Below are 16825 nucleotides of genomic sequence, written 5' to 3'. Positions count from 1 at the left end.
TCCACGTCCCCTTGTCCGCCGAGGCTCAGACCGAGGCCCGGGTGCTCATGCTGTCCGCCAACAACCTGCTGCGGCCCCAGGACGGCGGCCCCGTCACCGTGCCCACCCAGGACATGGTGCTGGGCTCCTACTACCTGACTTACGAGAAATACCCCGAGCACACCATCGGGGAAACCTTCGATGATGTGGCCAGCGTCAAGGCCGCCTTGGCTGAGGGCGTGGTGGCCCCCGACGATTATATCTGGGTCAAGACCCCCGGCCGTCTGGACGATATTCCCACCTACGCCGGCATCTGCGCCGAAACGGAGGACGGCCAGCTGCCCCGGGAGGTGCTCCACGTCTTCTCCGACGACATTGAGGCCCGTCTGGCCTATGACGAGGGAGAGCTGGAGCTGCACGTGCCCATCCTGGTCCGCCGCTCCCGCGAGGTGGACGGCAAAGTGCTCCACAAACTGGTGCGTACTACTGTGGGCCGCCTGATCTTCAACGAGGGGATCCCCCAGGACCTGGGTTTCGTGGACCGCAGCGACCCCGATGCCATGTTTGAGCCGGAGATCAATTTCGTCACCGGCAAAAAGCAGCTGGGCAAGATCATCGACAAGTGCATCACCAAGCACGGCTTCACCGTGTCCGCCGGCGTGCTGGACACCATCAAGGCCAAGGGGTATAAGTTCTCCACCCGGGGCGCGCTGACCGTCTCCATCTACGACATGACCGTGCCGCCCGAGAAGAACGGCCTCATCGCCGCCACCGAGCAGGAGATCGTCAAGATCGACCGGCAGTACAAGCGCGGCTTCCTGACCAACGAAGAGCGCTACCGCCTGGTGGTGGAGGCGTGGGAAAAGACCACCAAGGACGTGACCGAGGCCCTGATGGCGGGTCTGGACCGGTACAACCCCATCTGGATGATGGCGGACTCCGGCGCCCGCGGCTCTTCCGCTCAGATCCGCCAGCTGGCCGGCATGCGCGGCCTGATGGCCGACACCTCCGGCCGTACCATCGAGATCCCCATCAAGTCCAACTTCCGCGAAGGCCTGTCCGTGCTGGAGTACTTTATCTCCTCCCGAGGCGCCCGGAAGGGCATGGCCGATACCGCGCTGCGTACCGCCGACTCGGGTTACCTGACCCGCCGTCTGGTGGACGTGTCCCAGGAGGTCATCATCCGGGAGCACGACTGCGGCACCCACGACGGCATCACCGTCAGCGAGATCGTGGAAAACGGCCAGGTCATCGAGACCTTCGGCGAGCGGCTCAAGGGCCGCTACCCGGTGGAGGACGTGTGCGATCCCAAGACCGGCGAGGTGCTGATCTCCCACGATCGCATGATGACCGTGGACGACGCCAAGTTCCTGGAGGCGCACGGCATCTGCGAGGTCAAGATCCGCAGCGTGCTCACCTGCGAGTCCCGCAGCGGCGTCTGCTCCAAGTGCTACGGCATCAACCTTGCCATCGGCGAGCGCGTGGGCGCCGGTGAGGCGGTGGGCATCATCGCCGCCCAGTCCATCGGCGAGCCCGGCACCCAGCTGACCATGCGTACCTTCCACACCGGCGGCGTGGCCGGCGGCGACATCACGCAGGGTCTTCCCCGCGTCGAGGAGCTGTTTGAATCCCGCAAGCCCAAGAAGATGGCCCAGCTGGCTGAGATCAGCGGCACCGTCACCCTGGAAGAGGCCAAGCGCAACTCCATGTGCAATGTGACCATCACCGCCGACGACGGCGAGGTGGTCACCTACGCCCTGCCCTACTCCGCCGGCCTCCGGGTCCAGAACGGCGACAAGGTGGCCAAGGGCTTCGCGCTCACCGACGGCGCCCTCTACCCCCAGGACGTGATCCGCATCCGCGGCGTCCATGCGGTGTACGACTATCTGATCCAGGAGGTCCAGAAGCCCTACCGTCAGCAGGGCGTGGATATCAACGACAAGCACATTGAGGTCATCGTGCGCCAGATGATGCGCAAGGTCCGGGTAGAGGACGCGGGCGATTCCGATCTGCTCTCCGGCTCCACCATCGACCTGATCGAGTATCTGGACGCCAAGCGCGCGGTTCAGGACCGCATCGACGCCGGCGAGACCAACGACGGCATCGAGCTGCGCCTGCCTACCGCCACCCGCATCCTGATGGGAATCACCAAGGCCAGTCTGGCCACCGACTCCTTCCTGTCCGCCGCCTCCTTCCAGGAAACCACCAAGGTCCTGACCGAGGCCGCCATCAAGGGCAAGGTGGACCACCTGCTGGGTCTGAAGGAAAACGTCATCATCGGCAAGCTGATCCCCGCCGGTTCCGGTCTGAGCATCTACCGCAAGTCCGACAAGGTGGACGACGAGGGCACCGCCGAGAGCGATGCTTCCGACGGCGAAGCGATTGCCGACGAGGTCGTCCCGGCCCCCGTCGAATTGTAAGGATCGGAAAAGGCCCGGAGCGCTGCTCCGGGCCTTTTCCCTTTTTCAAGTGATCGTGAGTGAGGTGAAAGGATGTCTTCCCAGCCGCTTTCTCCCCGTCCTTCTCTGCGCGCCCTCTTCTGTGCCGGGACCGGGCTGGCTCTGCTCCTGCTCAGCCTGGTCCCTGTTCTTGGTCTGACCCGCGGCTCCGCCGGGGCACGGTGTGCCGTATTTCTTTTGTTGGCGGCCATAGCCGCCGGCGCCGCCGTTCCTCCGGCGCTCCGGCGCTTCCCGGCCGGATGGCTGCTCACCGCCCTGCTGCCCATCGGCCTGGCATTCTTCCTGCGCGCCCTGCTGCTGGACTATGTGACGCCGGACTACGAGACGTTCCTGTCCCAGTGGGCGCAGGCTTTCCGGGAAAACGGCGGTTTTGCCGCGGTACGCCTGCCGATCGGCAACTACAACGCGCCCTATCTCTATTTTCTGGCCGCCATCTCTTACCTGCCGGTGCCCGACCTGTATCTCATCAAGCTCTTTTCCATCCTCTTCGATGTCGTGCTGGCCTGGGGCGGGCTGCGGCTGGTCCGGCGCTTCTGCCCGCCGGACAGCGTCCGGCCCCTGGTGTGCTTCTGCCTGCTGCTCCTTCTGCCCACGGTGGTGCTCAACGGGTCCTGCTGGGGCCAGTGCGACTCCCTTTACGGCGCGCTGACCCTCCACGCCCTGGCCTGCGCGCTGGAACAGCGGCCCAAGTCCTCTCTGGCGCTGCTGGGAGTGGCCTTTTCCTTCAAACTGCAGACCGTATTTCTGCTTCCCCTGTGGGGCGCGCTCTGGCTCATGGGCCGCCTCAAATTCCGCCATCTCTTCTGCTTTCCTGCCGCCTACGGCGTCACCATCCTGCCGGCCCTCCTGCTGGGCAAGCCTCTGGGCGATATTCTGGGGGTCTATTTGGGCCAGACCCAGGAGGGGGTGGGAAGTCTGTGCTACAACGCCGCCACGGTTTTCTCTTTTTTGCCCTATGACGCCCAGGTCGACGAGACGCTGGGCGCCAAGCTGGGGATCGCCGCGGCGCTGCTGCTGGCGCTGACTCTGCTGGCGCTGCTCCGGCGGCGCCGGAAAACAGCGGACGAAACGGCCCTTCTGGCCGCGGCGGCGGTCATGGCCATCGGAGTGCCCTTCCTGCTGCCCTATATGCACGACCGTTACTTTTTCCTGGCCGACGTGCTCACCCTGGCCTGGGCCTGCGCGCTTCCCCGGCGCTGGTACTGCGCCGTATTGGTGCAGCTCTCCTCCCTGAGCGCCTATGCCGTCTATCTGCGCCAAAGATATACCTTGATCCTCTCTCTGGGCGGACGCACTTACGTCATGCTGGCGGAAGCCCTGTTGATGCTGGCCGCTCTGATTCTCGCTCTGCTCGCTCTGTTCGCCCGCCTGCGTCCCGTTGCGGGCCCGTCCGCCCGTTAGGACGTCTTTGGGAGAAAATTCCGGAAATTTCCGCCCGGAAAGCGGTTGACGGAACGGAAACAATGTGTTACAATTTGGTTACAGTGTTTCAGGATTGTTACAGCCTGTAAAAGGAGGCTCTCATGTCAAATAAGGATATCCCCCTGACCTACAAAGGCCATCCGCTTCGCCGTAAGGACAGCCTGATTTATTACGGCAGCATGGCAGAAAAATATATCATCATGCTCCAGGTTCTGAACAGCAGGAAAGAGCAGGATCTGGAGCTGGCCACAAAGGTGGCCGTCCAGCTCCAGCTGACCGACCCCGATCTGAAAAGCCGCGACCGCGTGGTCAAAAAGACCGAGAAGGACAGCCTGTATGCCGCTATGGACGTAGCGTCCGTATGGCTGGACCGGGCCCTGTCCAGCAAGTGAGCCGGGATCGTTACCAATGATAAAAAAGCCGCCGCAGTCTGCGTGCGGCTCAACCTTTGAACGGAGGGACAAGCCGATGATACTGCCTGCCAAGCTGCTGCGCACCGCGCTGCTCACCACCGCCCTGGCCGCCGTCTGCACCATAGGCGCTTCCGCCGCCAGCCTGGGCGTCGGTACCGTAGAGGCCGACGCGCTGCGTCTGCGGGAGGAGGCCGGGACGGAGGCCACTATTCTGGCCACCGCCGCCAAGGGCGACGCCGTGGTGATTTTGGAGGATGCCGGGAACGGCTGGTACAAAGTGGATTATAGGTCCGTGGAGGGCTATATGTCCGGCGAGTACCTGACGGTGTCTGAGAAAGCGGACGTGGCCATCGGTTACGGGCTGGTCCAGACGGATGGTTCCACCCTGAATATGCGCAGCGGCCCGGGCACCGGATACGACAAGGTCGCCGCCCTCTCCAACGGCGCTGTGGTCACCATCGTGGGCATCGACAGCGGCTGGTACAAGATCAATACCTCCGGCGGCCTGAGCGGCTATGTCAGCAGCGATTATATGGTCACCTGCAAGGACTCCGCCGGTTCCCGCGGCGACGATACCGTCGCTGCCGCCGCCACTTCCCTGGGGCAGCAGGTAGCGGACTACGCCAAACAGTATCTGGGTGTTCCCTATGTTTACGGCGGCAACGGCCCCAACAGTTTCGACTGCTCCGGCTTTACCAGTTATGTGTACCGCCACTTCGGCTACACCATCAACCGCACCGCCTCCACCCAGCTGTCCAACGGCGTGTCGGTCTCCAAGAGCGAGCTGCAGCCCGGCGATCTGGTATTCTTCAAGTACAACACCTCCAAGGCGGCCTCGCATGTGGGTATCTATATCGGCAGCGGTGAATTCATCCACGCCTCCACCAATACATATACCGTAAAGATCGACAACCTGACCTATGGTCACTACAACAACGTATACGTCGGCGCGCGCCGCATCCTGTAAGCAACGCCAAACAGCCCGCACGGAGTCTTCCGTGCGGGCTGTTTGACGTCTTTGGGCTGAGGGTTACTCCTGGGGCTTGTCGTCCTCGTGGACCTCGCAGCCACAGTCGCAGCCGCTCGGCTCCTCAGGGGGCACGTCGGTGACCACGGGCGGGACCTCCGCGTCGGATACATTGCCCTCGGCCTTGATCTCAGCAATGCGCGCTTTGTTCTCTTCGATGGTGATCTTGCTGGCGGTGATCTTCTCGCACAGGGCCACATAAGCGGTCTCGGGCGCCATGCCGCGCTCGGCATAATAGAGCTTGCCGATTTCGATATACGCCTTCTTGATGGCGTCCTCTTCGCCCGCGCTGCTCAGGTTCAGCTTGCCGATTTCCGCCAGCTGCTTGGACTTGGCCACGCCGGCCCGGCCCAAGTCGACCGCACGCTCCTTTAACTCGTCAAAAAAAGCCATATGAAAAACCTCCTGTTTGTTCTGCTTGGCATTACCTCTGGAATCTGGCCTTATTCTACCCCCTTTTGCCGCCCGGCGCAAGGGGCCCCATGTTGATTTTAACCATTTTTAATGTTCTTTATCGGGAAACATACGCATTTGGTTATCCGATTGATGCGATAATTGTTATTAGACACGGCGGCGATTTTCGGTTAACCTTATAAATAGAAGCAATTCCGAACAGGAGGTAAAAATGTTGTCTGCTCCCTTTTACGCCAAGAGCCCCGGAAACGAGGGCTATATCAAAAACATGGAAGTGGTGGGCTTCTGCGATCTCAACGGCGTCAACGCCTTCCAGATGGCCCTGCACAAAACCGACGACGGCAGATACTATATGTACTGCGGATCTTTCCGCGGGCCGGGCTGGAATATCGTGGATGTGACCGATCCCGCCGAACCCAGGGTGGTCAACTGGATGCAGGCGTGCGACCCCAAGGAGTACCCCGCCACAAACACCCCCAAGATCCAGGTAGCCGACGGCCTGATGATCGGCGCCACCGGCGGCGGCGTGTCCTTTCTCCACGGCTGCAAGCCCGGCGACAAGAGCCTGGGCAGCCTGCAGATCTTTGACATCAAGAGCGACCCCGTCCACCCCAAGCTGCTCTCCAAATGGGAGACCGGCGTGCCGGACGGCATGGGTGTGCACCGCTTTATGTACAACGGCGGGCGCTACGTCCATCTGTCCGCCGACTGCCCAGGCTTTACCGGCAACATCTACCGGATCCTGGACATCATCGATCCCACTCACCCGGTAGAGGTGGGCCGCTGGTGGGAGCCCCGCCAGTTTACCGACGGTATGAAAGCGGGCGAGTATCCCGTGGACGGCCCCCAGCACTGGGAGTTCATGGACTGGCCGCAGCTTCACGGGCCTCCGTTCGTGGTGGGCGACCTGGCCTATCTGTCCTACTACTGCGAGGGCCTGGTCATCCTGGACATCTCCGATGTCACCCGGCCCAAAAAGGTCGGCCAGCTCAAGCTGAAGGGGCCCTTTTCCGGCAAGTACGCCGGGGCCCGCACTCATACCTGCCTTCCCCTGCCCGGCCGCAATTTCCTGGTGGCCACCAACGAGGGGGAGCGCTTTCCCTTCTATAACAAGGACATTCTCACCAACGGCCCCCGCAAGGGCGCTCAGCCCATGAACAACCTGCACATGATCGACATCTCCGACCCCACCGATCCCCAGCTGGTGGCGGAATTCCCCTATCCCGAGGTGCCGGAGCACTTCCCCTGGCCCAACTTCAACACCGCCGGTCTGGACGGCATGCAGGGCCCCTTCGGCCCCCACAACATCCACGAACCCATGAGCAATAAGCCCTGGCTGGACCAGAACCCCAATCGGGTCTACTGCTGCTACTTCCATGCGGGCATGCGGGTGTACGACGTGTCCGACCCCTACTATATCAAGGAGCTGGCCTACTTCATCCCGCCGAATCCCGAGAAGCTCCTCTTCGACATCCCCGTCCCGGGTCCCATGCTGGCCACCACCGAAGACTGCGTAGTGGACGACCGCGGGTATATCTACATGGATACCTGGCACGACGGCATGTATATCCTCAAATTGAAGGACGGTGTCTGAGTTCCCGTTCCATCCCCCGTTTCTCTGACCGGCCAAACGGCGCTGCTCTCCCGTGGGAAAGCAGCGCCGTTTTGTTTTACCAGACCTGTACGCGTTGTTCCGGCTCCAGCCACATACCGTCGCCGCTCTGGATGTCGAAGGCGGCATAGAATTCATCGAATGCCTGCAGAGCCCGGTTGCCCCTCAGCTTGCCGGGGGCGTGCACATCCAGCTGCGCCAGATAGGCGTAGATCTCCCGGGTCCCGGTAAAGGTCCAGGTGCGGGCCGCGCTCTCGTAAAGCGTTGGATAGTCGGGCTGCTTTTCCTTGCCTTCAGCCTGGGTGATGCAGGCCAGGGCGCCCAGGTCCGCAATATTCTCAGAGAGGGTCAGATTCCCGTTGCAGGTAACGCCGGGGATGACCTCTACCCCGTCGTAAAACGCCACAACCCGCTGGCACAGCTGCCGGAAGGCGGCGTAGTCCTCCTCGGTCCACCAGTCGGCGGCGTTGCCGTTCTTGTCGAACTTGGCGCCGTTGTTGTCGAAGGCATGGGTCATCTCATGGGCAATGATATAGCCGATGCCGCCCAGGTTCTCGGTCGGGTCGGCCTGCACGTCATACAGGGGCGCCTGGAGGATTCCGGCAGGGAAATTGATGCTGTTGGAGGTCGCGTCGTAATAGGCGTTCACCGTATAGGGGGACATCTGCCAGGCGGTCTTATCGACCGGCTGATCCTGCAGGGCCGCCGCCTCCGCCCGGGATGCCCGGGTGATGGACACCAGATTTTCAAAATAGCTTCCGCCCTGGGCGGCGCTTCTGATCTGGGCGTCATCCAGATAGGTATCCCAGCGGTCGGGATATCCCACATTTACCGTGATGGCGTTCAGCTTCTCCACGGCCTTTTCCTTGGTGGCGGCGCTCATCCAGTCCAGCGTCAGGATGCGTTCCTTATAAATGCCCCGGAACTGTTCGATCATGGCCTCCACATCGGCCTTGGCCTCGGCGGAGAAGTAGCGCTCCACGTAGACCTCGCCCAGATAATCGGCCAGGTAAGCCTGTACCAGCTGGGCGGCCAGCTCCTCGTCGGGCAGGCTGGTGTCGGTGCCGTACATGGCCTGCTGGAGCCGGTCGGACGCATCGGTAAACGCCCGGTCCAGCGCGCTGCCGAAGCTGCCCAGCAGATAGAGCCTCATTATGGTCTTCAGCGTTTCCAGGTGAGCCTCGTCAAAATAGGCTGCGGCGGTCTCCAGCAGGGCTACGTCCTGAACCATGACCGCCTCGCCCTCGGAAAGGCCTTCCGCCTCCCGCACCGCATCCAGATCCACGTTGGGGAACAGCGCCTGAAGCGCTTGCATGGTGTAGAGGTTATAGGTTTTGTCCACATCGCCGTACTCCTGCCGGTCCATCATGGCGCCGGCCAGGTCCTGCTCCACCTGATAATAAGCCTGAGCGTCCTTTGCAGCCTTAGCTGCATCCTCTCCGCCCAGCGTGAGCAGCGTGGTCAGATACTGGAGGTAGGCGTCTTTGATCCCGGCGCCGGCGGCATAGTCCTCTTTGCCCAGCGAGGGGGAGAGGCTCCCAAAGGTGAGGATGTATTTCCCGCTGTCCTTTTGGTCCACCGTCAGGCCAAAGCCCAGCGCCAGCGAGGCGCCCAGCTGACTGGACACGTCGTTATGGACCTTCATCAGCGCATCCAGGCTCTCCGCCCGGCCGATGGCGTCCAGATAGGGCTTGATCGGCGTGATCCCGGCTTTGTTCCGGGCGTCCCAATCCAGGATGTTCTCGTAGAGGTTTTTGATCTTCTCCTCCGGGGTGCCCTCCTTGGGGGCAGAGGCGGCGATCTCCCGGATGATCTCGGATACCTGCCCGGTGACTTCATAGCCCAGATCATACAGGGCGCCGCTGTAGGCATAGCCCGCGGGAATGGTAGAAGCGGTCAGCCATTCCCGGTTGACCGCGGCGTAGAAATCGTCCTTCCGGTTGCTCCCCTCCAGGGCGTACACCCGGCGGAGCAGCAGATCCAGCTGCTGGTCGGTCACTTGCAGCTCGGGAGAGAAGGTCGTGGCGCTGGTGCCCGCTACGATGCCCGCGGCGAACACATCGGCCAGCTCTGTTTGCGCCCAGGCAGGCACATCGGTAAAGCGGGCGGCGGGATAGGCCCAGCGGGCGCTGTCCCCCGCCGCCGCAGGCAGGGGGCCGAAGGCCCGGGAGAGCATTACCAGGGCCTCCGCCCGGGTGACCGGGCGCCCCTCCGCCCGATCGCCGCTTCCGTCCCCCTTCAGCAGATCGGCCGCAGTCAGTCCGCTGTGATAATCGTCGGCTGCGGCAAGCAGGATCTCACATACCTCGCCGCGGGTAAGCGCGCGGGGCGCGTCCGCAGCCAGGGCCGCGGCAGGCAGGGCCGTGAACGCCATCAGGGCGGCCAGCAGACCCGCCAGCCATCGTTTTCCTCTCGTCATTGAGACACTTCCTTCCAAATTGATGGCTTCATTATAGCACCATTCCCTTGCAGCAATCCTAAAAGAAATATTAAAATTGTTTAAGGGCATTACCGCATCATTCAACGCGTGCGGATTGGCGCAAAAATTTGTGCCGCCAAAAGGCGCAAAACCGCAGGAATACTTTGCGTATTGCAAGGTTTTGCAACGCATTTGTGGGGCAAATTGGCCGCCAAGACGTGCGTGGGGAATTGTGCGGTGTTGCCTAAGGTTTCCAAAAAACTCCGCTGCCTTGGGAGCGCTTCCCTGTATCTTTCGCGCTCTCATTGCGGTGCGCGCTCCGTTTTGCCGGGATATCCTCCTTAGCGTTCCCGCTCCTTTCCCGCCTCAGTCTAGTATATTTTGCGACCGCCGCGCATCTTTTTCCTGTCTTTTTCGTATCCTAACCCTGAATTGGGGGGAGTGGGATGAAGCGCAGGCTGCCGCTATCCATACAGGTCCTGATCGGCCTGGGCCTGGGCGTGCTGGCCGGGCTGGCGCTCCAGGGTGCGCCCGGCTTTGCCGCAGACTATATTCAGCCCGTGGGCACGCTGTTTTTAAATCTGGTCAAGATGCTGGTGGTCCCCCTGGTCTTTTCCTCCATCGTGACGGGCACCTGCGGTCTGGGGGACGCCCGGCAGGCGGCGGGCATCGGCGCGCGTACCATCCTCTTTTATCTTTGTACCACCGCCGTGGCGGTGACCCTGGGTCTGCTGGCGGGCAACCTGTTCCCTGTGGGGCGGGGATTGGGTTATGCCCTTCCGGACGCGCCGGCCGAGGAGGAGACCGTACGTCTGGCCGACACTCTGCTCAACCTGGTGCCCGCCAACCCGGTCGCCGCGCTGGCCGAGGGCAATATGCTCCAGATCATCTTTTTTGCCGTGGCGCTTGGGGCCGCTATCCTCACGCTGGGCGGCACAGGCGAGCCGCTCTACGGCGTCTTTGACAGTCTGGTCCGGGCCATGTATGCCCTCACCGGCTTTGTGATGAAGCTGGCCCCCGTGGCCGTATTCGCCCTCATCGCACCGGTCGTGGCACAGCTGGGCCCACAGGTGCTTCTGTCCTTTCTGGGCGTCGTCGCCCTGGTCTACGGGGCCTGCCTGGTCCATGTTCTGGCGGGCTACTCGGCGGCGGTGTGGGGTCTGGGCCGGGTCAGCCCTCTGCGCTTTTTCCGCCAGGCCCTGCCCGCCATGGTCTTCGCCTTTTCCTCCGCCAGCTCGGCGGGCTCTCTTCCCTTTTCCATGGAGGCCGCCGAGCGTCTGGGCGTGCCGCACCCGGTGCGCTCCTTCATCCTCCCGCTGGGCGCTACCATCAATATGGACGGCACCGCCATCTACCAGGGCGTATGCGCCCTGTTTATCGCCAACGCTTACGGCCTGACCCTCTCCCCCGCACAGCAGCTCACCGTCATCGTCACCTGCACGCTGGCCTCCATCGGTACCGCCGGAGTACCCGGCGCGGGGGCCGTCATGCTGAGCATGGTGCTCCAGTCCGTGGGGCTGCCTGTAGAGGGCGTCGGGCTGGTCCTGGGCATCGACCGGGTGCTGGACATGGCGCGCACCACGGTAAATATCACCGGCGACCTGGCCTGCTGTGTGGTGGTGTCCGCCGCCGAACGCCCGGACAAAAAGGGGCCCCCCGCCTGAGGGAGGCCCCTTCTTCACGCCTGTTCGGGGGTGGTGATCCAGAGCGTGTTTTGCTCCGCGTCCCACACGTCCTCCAGCCCCGCGGCGTCCACCATAAAGCGCACCGGGACATAGACCTTCCACCCCACCAGCTCAGGCGGCACCGCCATAGGAACCTGTCCCCGCCCGGACACCTGGCCCCGGGTGCTGCCCACCCGGACGGTGATGGTCTGCACCCCGTTGTTGCAGACCGCCGTCCCGGTGGCCGCGTCGTAGGAGAAGTCATAATAGCCCATCCAGATGGCCAGCTCACGCAGAGGGGCCATGGTGCACCCCGCTGTGGTGCGGAGCGTCCTGTCGGTCAGGGAGAAATACTTCCCATCCAGGGCCACATAGGTGGGAGATGGCCCAAAGGTGTCCCGCAGCAGGGCCGCCTGCTCGGCGTCGTCCACCACTAGGGGCTTGCCCGAGGTGACAATGCCCAGTTTATCCGTGGGCACCAGCACTGCGCCGCCCTGTCCGCCGTAGACCTTCAGCCCGACCGCATTCCACGGGTCCAGGGTGCGGAAGTACACCCCGTCCACCGACACCTGGAGGGGACCGCCGTTCATCCGGTAGATCAGCCAACCGTCAGTCTCGTCTCCAGGAACCAGGGTTTTGGCCGTGGCCGGTTTCTCCGGCCTTGGCTCCGGCAGGCCGAATACACTCCAGCCGCTGAGGGCCCAGTTCCGGCCGTCGCTGCTGCGGTAGGTTTTATAGCCATCCTCCCACAGGGTCAGCACATAGTACGCACCGTCAATATAGGCCAGGTCTGTCACCGGAGCGCCGAAGTCATGCTTCGCCACCTGCTGAAACGTCCCGTTCAGCAGAACCACCCAGTCCGATTTCACCTCGCCTCCGCTGCTTGTCGCATACTGCCGCAGAAGATAGCTTTCCCCGCCGTAGGCCAGATCATAATTATAATAGATATACTCGGCTCCGTCCAGGCCCTCCAACGGCTCAAAATCCAGTTCCGGCTTCTTCCACTCTGTCCCGTTCCAATAGGACATGCCTCCGCTCTGCCGGTCATACCGCACTACCGCGCCGCCGGTCTCCAGCAGAGCCATCCTGCCGGAGGCCGCCTGCTCACGGGGCATCCGGTCCGTAGGCAGCCAGTCCCTGCCATTGGCAGACACGTCCCAGACATGGGCGCCGTCCTCCTCCACCCGCTCCCGGATGATGTACCCGTTACCGCTGGCGTATTCCCACGCACTGGCCGGAACGGCCAGTACAAGGGCCGCGGCCAGGGCGGCGGCCAGCACCGAAATTACACGTCGTCTCATGTTTATCCCTCCTGAATTTCTGTGGTGAGGTAGAAGGTCTGCCCCGCCGCATCCCAGGTCACATCCGCCCCCGCCGCCTCGGCAAAGAATCGGACGGGTACGCAGAAAATACCCTTGTGCAGCTCGGCGGGCACTGCCAGCCAGCTGGTGGTCTTTCCGTTGACGGTGGCCTGGGTGTTGCCCGCGCGCACGGAAATGGTGTCCGTCCCCCGGGTGCATACCGCCGTCCCGGAAGAGCCGTCATAGTCAAAGGTATAGCCCAGAGCCTGGGCCATCTGCCGCAGAGGGGCCATGGTACACCCCTTCACCTGATAGAGGGAGATGGGGAAGGTCACCGGCTTGCCGTCTACCGTGACCCGCAGCTCTTTGAGGAACTTCGCCGCCATCTGGGCGGCGGTAAACACCCGAATCTCCGCCGGGCGGCCCTCCTGGTCGGCCAGCTCTACGGCATAGACATTCTCCCCCCACCGGAGGGAGGCCTGCAAGCCCTCATAGGGAGCGGTAAACAGGGGGACAAACTGGCTGCTGCCCGCCGGGGCCGCCTCTACCTGGGTTCCGGTTACACGGAGGGTATAGGGAGCCCCCTCCGGAGCCGCCGGGATGGAAGTCAGAGTAGTGGCCGTCCAGTGCGTCCGGTCTGCGGAGGAGTAGACCGTCCCGCCAGCCTGGACGTAATAGGTGCCGTATTGGAAGCCCACGCCGGTGACGTTGACGCCGAAATCACAGGAGCCCGTGAGCTGAAAGTCCCCGTCCGCGAAGCACACCCTGGTGTTCCAGGCGCTGGTCCAGTCCCCCCGGGCGCCGTGGGGACCGTAGGGCTCCTCCACCGTGCGGCAGGAGATGTACTCCTTCCCTGTCCAAAGGAAGGTGTAGTCGGCCAGTACCGCCTCCCGCTCCGGCTGGAAGGGGGTGCCCTCCAAGCTCCGCCAGGTCAGGCCGTCCTCCGAGGCGTACACCCCCGCCGGTTCCCCGCTGACCACCACAAAGCTCTTGCCGTTGTAGGGCAGCAGCTCGCCCGCCGGCATCCCCTCCGCCGTTTTCCAGGTGAGGCCGTCGGTCGTGTACAGATTCTCCACGCCGTCGGTGCCGAACCGGGCCTGCCCCAACAGGAGCTTCCCATTGCCCGCCACCCGCAGCAGCTCGGGCTGGAAGGCCCCCGGCTGGGCAGCGGCCAGGCGCTGCTCCAACTCCGCCGCCGGATAGGTGTGGGACGCGCCGGTCTCGTAGCCATACCGGCTGTAGACCTCCACCCGGATGCCCCGGGGCGCCGGATAGGCCTGCACGTCCGCCATGTCGTAGCTGGCCAGGAAGGAGGTGAAGTCCGCCGTCAGCTCCACGGCCCGCCCCTGTCCGTCGGTCACCCAGAGCTCCCGTCCACCCCTGAGGAGGAACTGAAGGCCGTTCAGCTCTGCCCGGCCCCGCCGGAGCGCCGGCAGGACCGCCTGCTCCTCCGGCGTGAGGGCCGTCCAGTGCGCCCCGTCGGCGGAGCGCCAGGTGGGCTGTGCGCTCTGGAAGGGGCAGGCCAGGAACTGCGTCCCGTCATACCAGCCGCCGCCCAGGCCGCTCTCCACCGCCCCCGCCGCCGTCCAGTGCTCGCCGTCGCCGGTGTAGACAAACTCATACCGGTCGTCCCGGTACACCGCGCCGTCTGCCGTCTGCCGGTACACTCCGTAGGTGGTACGGACCCCCACCGTCCGCGCGCCGCTGCTGCCCAGGATGCGGATGTAGGTGTCCCCGGCCTGGGGCTCTGTCGCCAGGGCGGGGGTAACCAGGGTGAGGGCCAGCGTCAGGGCCGGCAGGATGGACAGGAACCGCTTCATAGGAACCTCCTTTTTCTCCGGGGCGGGCAGCGCCCGCCTTACGCTTCCTTCTTCCGGAACGCAAAAAAGCGCTGTCCGAAGTAGTTCAAAACGGTGTACAGAGCCATGCCCCCCAGTTTGGTCAGCCGTTCCTGCCAGATGGGCGCAATACCGCTGTATCCCAGCACCCAGCCCGCGATGGGCTGCGCCAGGGCGTAAGCCAGCACATAGCACACGGCCACGTTAACGGCAAATTTGATTGCCGAGCGTCCCAAGGTCTCCTGACTGCGGAAGGTAAAATGCCGGTTGAGAAAGAAGCTCATGACCGCTCCGGCCACATAGGCGATGGCGGTGGAGGGCCAGTAGCCCAGCCCCTCCAGCAAAAACATAAGCGCCATGGACAGCAGCGTGTTGCCCACGCCCACCAGAAGGAATTTGGGGATGCTCCCGTCGATCAGCTTACCCATCGTCTTCCTCCAGCACCGTACGGATCAGGAACCGGGGCCGCTGCTTGGTCTCCAGATAGATCTTGCCGATATATTCTCCAATGACCCCCAGGGAGAGCAGGATCAGCCCGCCGATGGCCCACACGGAGCAGATGACGCTGGCCCAGCCCGCCACCGTCATGCCCAGGGCCCATTTGACGATGAACGTGGCCAGCATGACGATGGAGACCAGGAAAATCAAAAAGCCCAGCAGCGTGATATAGCGGATGGGTTTGGTGGACAGGCTGGTGATGCCCTCCATGGCGAAGGAGAGCATCTTTTTCAGCGGGTACTTGCTCTCTCCCGCAAAGCGCTCCCCCCGCTCGTATTCCACCACGGCCGAGGGATAGCCCACCATCGGCACGATGCCCCGCAGGAACAGATTGACTTCCCGGAACTGACTCAGCCCTTCCAGCGCCCGGCGGGACATCAGGCGGTAATCGGCATGGTTGAACACCGTCTCCGCCCCCATAAGGCTCATCAGCCGGTAGAAGCCCTCGGCGGTGAAGCGTTTGAAGAAGGTATCCTTGGCCCGGCTGGAGCGCACGCCGTAGACGATGTCGCAGCCTTCCTGGAACTTGTCCACCATGGCGTCCACCGCGTCCACGTCGTCCTGCAGGTCCGCATCCATGGAGATGGCCATATCGCAGCGGTCTTTGGCCGTCATCAGCCCGGCCAGCAAGGCGTTCTGGTGGCCGCGGTTGCGGGTCAGGTCCACCCCGGAAAACAGGGGGCACTCCTCATGCAGGGCACGGATGATCTCCCAGGTCCTGTCCTTTGAGCCGTCGTTGACGAACAGCACCCGGCTCTGGGGGGAAATCTTCCCCATGGCTGCAAGCGTTTCCAGTTTTTCCCGCAGCCGCCGGGAGGTCTCCGGCAGGACCGCTTCCTCGTTGTAGCACGGAACCACGATATAGAGAATCTCATTCATCTTTTCGTTCCTCACCAAATAAAGAAATTTCCAATACAGTGCAAATCCGCATCAAAACATCCAGAGACGGTTTCTTGCGCCCACTTTCGATTTCCGCAATGAAAGGCTGGGACACCTGCACCAATCCCGCAAGCTTTCCCTGGCTGATCCCTTTCTCCTTTCGTTTTTCCCGAATGAGGGTTTTGTAATCCATCCTCATCACTCCCTGCGCTTATTATAGCTTACAGCAATAGCCTTTTCACCTATAGCTTTCAGCTATCAACAGTTCTGCGTCACAGCGCTGCAAGCCCTGCCGGCAGCCGCGCCTGCGCCTCTCCCCGGGAGGCTCCGCTCCCCACAACAACCAAGAGCAGGGGGCTTTTGCCCCCTGCTCTTCGGACACACGCAACCCTTTTCTGCCGTCTTCGTCCGCTATTCTTCCAGCTTCCGCCGCAGGCTCTCCATGGCGCGGCGCTCGATGCGGGAGACCTGCACCTGGGAGACCCCCAGCACCCGGGCCGCCTTCTCCTGGGTCAGGTTTCGGAAGTACCGCAGCAGGATCACCTGCCGCTCCCGCTCCGGCAGGGCGTTGACGGCCCCCCGCAGGGCCACCTTCTCCACGATTCCTTCTTCCATACCGTCGGTCCCCAGCACGCTCTCCAGCGTAAAGCCGTCTCCCGTCTCCATCTGGAGCGAGGCCACCGGCAGATTGGCCTCCTCTGCGGCGGCGATCTCCTCCGGCTCCAGTCCGGTCTCTTCGGACAGCTCGCTCAGGGTCGGCTCCCGGCCCAGCCGGGCGGAGAGCCGGTCCCGGGCGGTGCGGATGCTGCCTGCCCGTTCCTTCAGGCCCCGGCTGACCTTCACCGCCCCGTCATCCCGCAGGAAGCGGCGGATCTCCCCGGCGATCTTGGGCACGGCATA

Annotated in this window: 13 protein-coding genes and 1 pseudogene; 6 read left to right on the top strand and 8 right to left on the bottom strand. The window is 63.1% G+C overall.

Annotated features, from left to right (window positions below):
- The 4 genes and pseudogenes from MR825_RS07020 to MR825_RS07005 all read left to right on the top strand — a co-directional run.
- A pseudogene (locus MR825_RS07020) lies at positions 1–2399 on the top strand (DNA-directed RNA polymerase subunit beta'); the annotation flags it as partial.
- Positions 2400–2471: 72 nt separating this feature from the next.
- Complete coding sequence (locus MR825_RS07015) at positions 2472–3839, top strand: glycosyltransferase 87 family protein (protein ID WP_287879793.1); 1368 nt, start codon at positions 2472–2474, stop codon at positions 3837–3839.
- Between the two features lie 122 nt (positions 3840–3961).
- Entirely contained in the window at positions 3962–4252 is a 291-nt protein-coding gene (locus MR825_RS07010; protein ID WP_186906216.1) for a hypothetical protein, read from the top strand.
- Between the two features lie 76 nt (positions 4253–4328).
- Positions 4329–5240 (top strand): C40 family peptidase, encoded by a 912-nt coding sequence (locus MR825_RS07005; protein ID WP_186906217.1) that lies wholly within the window; start codon positions 4329–4331, stop codon positions 5238–5240.
- Between the two features lie 63 nt (positions 5241–5303).
- On the opposite strand, the gene MR825_RS07000 is transcribed toward MR825_RS07005, so the two are convergent.
- Positions 5304–5693, bottom strand: coding sequence for a serine proteinase (locus tag MR825_RS07000; RefSeq protein ID WP_186906218.1), 390 nt, complete (start codon positions 5691–5693; stop codon positions 5304–5306).
- 232 nt (positions 5694–5925) lie between these two features.
- On the opposite strand from MR825_RS07000, the gene MR825_RS06995 reads away from it, so the two are divergent.
- Positions 5926–7308, top strand: coding sequence for an LVIVD repeat-containing protein (locus MR825_RS06995; RefSeq protein WP_256176207.1), 1383 nt, complete (start codon positions 5926–5928; stop codon positions 7306–7308).
- Positions 7309–7384: 76 nt separating this feature from the next.
- Here MR825_RS06995 and MR825_RS06990 read toward each other — a convergent pair whose 3' ends face one another.
- Positions 7385–9745 carry a M13-type metalloendopeptidase gene (locus tag MR825_RS06990; protein WP_287879790.1) on the bottom strand — a complete coding sequence of 787 codons (2361 nt, stop codon included), beginning with the start codon at positions 9743–9745 and terminating at the stop codon, positions 7385–7387.
- A 446-nt stretch (positions 9746–10191) separates the two neighbouring features.
- On the opposite strand from MR825_RS06990, the gene MR825_RS06985 reads away from it, so the two are divergent.
- On the top strand, positions 10192–11409 hold the full coding sequence (locus MR825_RS06985) for a dicarboxylate/amino acid:cation symporter (RefSeq protein WP_287879788.1): 1218 nt from the start codon (positions 10192–10194) through the stop codon (positions 11407–11409).
- 14 nt (positions 11410–11423) lie between these two features.
- On the opposite strand, the gene MR825_RS06980 is transcribed toward MR825_RS06985, so the two are convergent.
- From MR825_RS06980 to MR825_RS06955, 6 genes are all read right to left on the bottom strand, one after another.
- Positions 11424–12710 carry a copper amine oxidase N-terminal domain-containing protein gene (locus MR825_RS06980; RefSeq protein WP_287879785.1) on the bottom strand — a complete coding sequence of 429 codons (1287 nt, stop codon included), beginning with the start codon at positions 12708–12710 and terminating at the stop codon, positions 11424–11426.
- A 2-nt stretch (positions 12711–12712) separates the two neighbouring features.
- Complete coding sequence (locus MR825_RS06975; protein ID WP_287879783.1) at positions 12713–14530, bottom strand: stalk domain-containing protein; 1818 nt, start codon at positions 14528–14530, stop codon at positions 12713–12715.
- 38 nt (positions 14531–14568) lie between these two features.
- Positions 14569–14976 carry a GtrA family protein gene (locus MR825_RS06970; RefSeq protein ID WP_186906223.1) on the bottom strand — a complete coding sequence of 136 codons (408 nt, stop codon included), beginning with the start codon at positions 14974–14976 and terminating at the stop codon, positions 14569–14571.
- Complete coding sequence (locus MR825_RS06965; RefSeq protein ID WP_186906224.1) at positions 14969–15925, bottom strand: glycosyltransferase family 2 protein; 957 nt, start codon at positions 15923–15925, stop codon at positions 14969–14971. The genes MR825_RS06970 and MR825_RS06965 overlap by 8 nt, the downstream gene beginning before the upstream one ends.
- The gene (locus tag MR825_RS06960) at positions 15918–16118 is read right to left on the bottom strand and encodes a helix-turn-helix domain-containing protein (RefSeq protein ID WP_186906225.1); all 201 of its coding nucleotides are present in this window, start codon (positions 16116–16118) and stop codon (positions 15918–15920) included. The genes MR825_RS06965 and MR825_RS06960 overlap by 8 nt, the downstream gene beginning before the upstream one ends.
- A 218-nt stretch (positions 16119–16336) precedes the next feature.
- A partial coding sequence (locus MR825_RS06955; RefSeq protein WP_287879779.1) for a sigma-70 family RNA polymerase sigma factor occupies positions 16337–16825 on the bottom strand: 489 nt, incomplete at its 5' end.

Source organism: Lawsonibacter sp. (assembly GCF_022777125.1).
GTDB classification, from domain to species: domain Bacteria; phylum Bacillota; class Clostridia; order Oscillospirales; family Oscillospiraceae; genus Lawsonibacter_A; species Lawsonibacter_A hominis.
This window is presented reverse-complemented; position numbering and strand designations above follow the sequence as displayed.